This window comes from Microcoleus sp. SVA1B4 (assembly GCF_036700545.1).
Classification (GTDB): Bacteria; Cyanobacteriota; Cyanobacteriia; order Cyanobacteriales; family Microcoleaceae; genus Microcoleus.
The window spans coordinates 1-2,505 of the sequence record NZ_JAUBPB010000147.1 but is presented as its reverse complement, the minus strand read 5'-3'; the positions used below and the strand labels follow the sequence as shown (position 1 = coordinate 2,505).

The following is a 2,505-nucleotide window of genomic DNA, read 5'->3' as shown; positions in this document are numbered from 1 at the left end:
CAGGGTAATGACACTATTTACGGAGGGAAAGATAGCGATATTCTCAATGGGGGTGCAGGGGATGACTGGCTGTTTGGTGATGGGGGAGATGATACTTTGATTGGGGGTATGGGGAACGATCGCTTTGTGTTAAGCGCTAATAGCGGTATTGATACAGTGCTCAATTTTTCTGTAGGAAATGATAAGTTTGTCCTGGCTGGTGGTTTGAGTTTTGAGGCTTTGCAAATTAATTCGACTGCCAATAGCACACTGCTACAAGTTGCGGCGACTGGGGAGGTTTTGGCTCAGGTTTTTGGCGCTGATAATACTATTACTTCTCTGGATTTTATGACTCTTTCGAGTTAAGACAATCCTCACAAAAAACAGCGTGTAGGGTTCCATTCACACAGCACCTTACCGCTGTTCATTCAAAAATTCTAATCCTAAAAAAATAGCTGCGATGCTTCCTGCTACACAAATTTCTCGGTTTTTTATTTTCAACAAAACTTCGGTAAGTGGGATTAAAACTACTTCAATATCTTCAGTAATATCTAATTGTATTTGGCTGGCAAGCTTGACATTTTTAGCAAAGTATAGGTAGATAGAATTGGTGTCTTTTACCGGGTTATCATATAAGGTTGCTAGTTCCAAAATTTCTTCAGCAACATATCCCGTTTCTTCGGCAAGTTCTCTGGCGGCTGCCGATTTGCCGCTCTCTTCAGCAGGATTGAAAGATCCAGCAGGCAGTTCCAGCAAAATTTCGCCTACTCCGTGCCTGTATTGGCGCACTAATAAAAGTTCTTGCTGCTCTGTCGTGGCAAATACGAGGGCGATGTTGGGTCGGACATTAACAAAAAAGTCGTCTATAATTTGTCCGCTTGGCAATTCTATTTCATCTTGTCTAACCTGACACCACTTGTTGTTAAGAACGAAGCGCGATCGCAATAATTTCCATTTAGTTAAAATTTTCATATCGCAATAATGTTAAACTTTCAGCGTTATCCGAAGGCAAAATTTTCCCATCCATAATCTATTTCAGATCAAAAATTTCACCCAGCAGCCATGCCATACAAAAAATTACCACGAAAATTTTGGGAAGACTTACAAAAATTGACTGTTAATTATCTAGCACCCGGATTGTTTGCGATCGAGTCACTGAGTCTGAGTCTAGCAGTCGTCGCCGCAGTTGCAGCAGTGCCAGCAACACTGGAACCAGCAAATGCTTCTACAGTCACAAGTTGGAAATTCGATCCGGCGACAAATCAGCTAGAAATTACTCTCCCAGAGGGAACAACCCCCAGATATTCTCTACTCAATCCGTCTCAGATTGCTGTGGATTTGCCCAATACTGAGATCGGAGTAGATGCAACTCAGCTATACCCACAAGGTAGAGTGCGTTCTGTGGGGGTGAGTCAACTTCAACCGGGAACGGCGAGAATTCTGGTCAATTTGGCTCCTGGAGTCGGTTTCAGCGCGGGGAAAGTTCAATTCCAAAGAAGCGGGTTAGAAAATCGCTGGGTGTTGCGTCCTTCGATCGAACCGACTCGAATTATGGAAACTCCCGAAACTCAACCCCAGCCTGCCATACAAGTACCGCAAAACCACCGGCTGACAGATTCCAACTCAACTGCTGCCACAGAGGTCGATCGACCTGAGCCTCCTACTTCCCCGAATCCCGCTACAAATTATTCGCAGCCGCCAACTCCCAATGACCAAATCCGGCCGCTAAGAGTGCCTTTAGTCAATGTTCGCCTTGACGAACGCCGTGGGGTACAAGCTGCTGCTCTACCCCGCCTAGATCCTCAAATAACGGCTGCTGCACCCCAACAGCGGACGCTTACTTTTGGTGAACCGCTTCCTGGAGGACGATCGAATGCTCCTTTGCAGGCTGCGACTGGGGCGAATGTCTTGTTGCCGGCGGGCACGGAGCTGAGTTTACTATACCCGGGCGATCGGGCTTTGCGGCTGCAAGTGAAGCCCAGCCGGGAGGAAGTGCTGTTGCTGCAAGGGGGAATTTTCGACAGTCGCGGCAATACGATCGTACCTGCTAATACGCCGGTCATCGGTCGGTTTGAAACAACGAACCTCGGCAGTAGATTTGTGGTCGAAGCTATTAGTCTCAACGGCCGCAATATCCCTCTCTTCGCTCGCTCCGAACCCGTGGGAGGCCGCCGACAACAGCCGACTGATCGCAGTTTGTTGCGAAATACTGGTATTGGTGGCTTAGCTTTGTTCTTGCTGAGCGGCTTTTCTGGTATCGGTTTGTTGGCGGGAGCAGCAGGTGGTGTTGCTACAACTTACGTGGCTGCTCCTCAACCTGCTACGATTCAACCCGGCCAAATTTTTCAAGTTCAGTTAACGGAAGATTTCCCCCAGTTTGGTTTTTGAAGCCAGAAGGAGGAGGGAATAAGGAAGAAGGAAGACTTTTTTCTTCCCTCGAACCTCTTAGTTTAATCTGAAGTTCCCCCATTGACAAAAGGCGTGGGAGTATGTAGGGCAAACCTTTGGAGGATTTTGACTCCGGTT

2 protein-coding genes and 1 pseudogene are annotated in these 2,505 nt (G+C 47.2%); 2 read left to right on the top strand and 1 reads right to left on the bottom strand.

Features of this window, described 5'->3' with window-relative positions:
* Positions 1-345 (top strand): annotated as a pseudogene (locus QT987_RS29575) (hypothetical protein); the annotation flags it as partial.
* 48 nt (positions 346-393) lie between these two features.
* On the opposite strand, the gene QT987_RS29570 reads toward QT987_RS29575, so the two are convergent.
* Complete coding sequence (locus tag QT987_RS29570; protein ID WP_333247036.1) at positions 394-951, bottom strand: NUDIX hydrolase; 558 nt, start codon at positions 949-951, stop codon at positions 394-396.
* Between the two features lie 90 nt (positions 952-1,041).
* Here QT987_RS29570 and QT987_RS29565 point away from each other — a divergent pair, with 90 nt between their 5' ends.
* A complete protein-coding gene (locus QT987_RS29565; protein ID WP_333247034.1) occupies positions 1,042-2,367 on the top strand; it encodes an AMIN domain-containing protein in 1,326 nt (441 codons plus the stop codon).
* Positions 2,368-2,505 lie beyond the last annotated feature (138 nt).

Bases quoted from the DNA above. Each gene is read 5' to 3' on its own strand.
- QT987_RS29570 (WP_333247036.1), bottom strand. From the start codon at position 951: ATGAAAATTTTAACTAAATGGAAATTATTGCGATCGCGCTTCGTTCTT.
- QT987_RS29565 (WP_333247034.1), top strand. From the start codon at position 1,042: ATGCCATACAAAAAATTACCACGAAAATTTTGGGAAGACTTACAAAAA.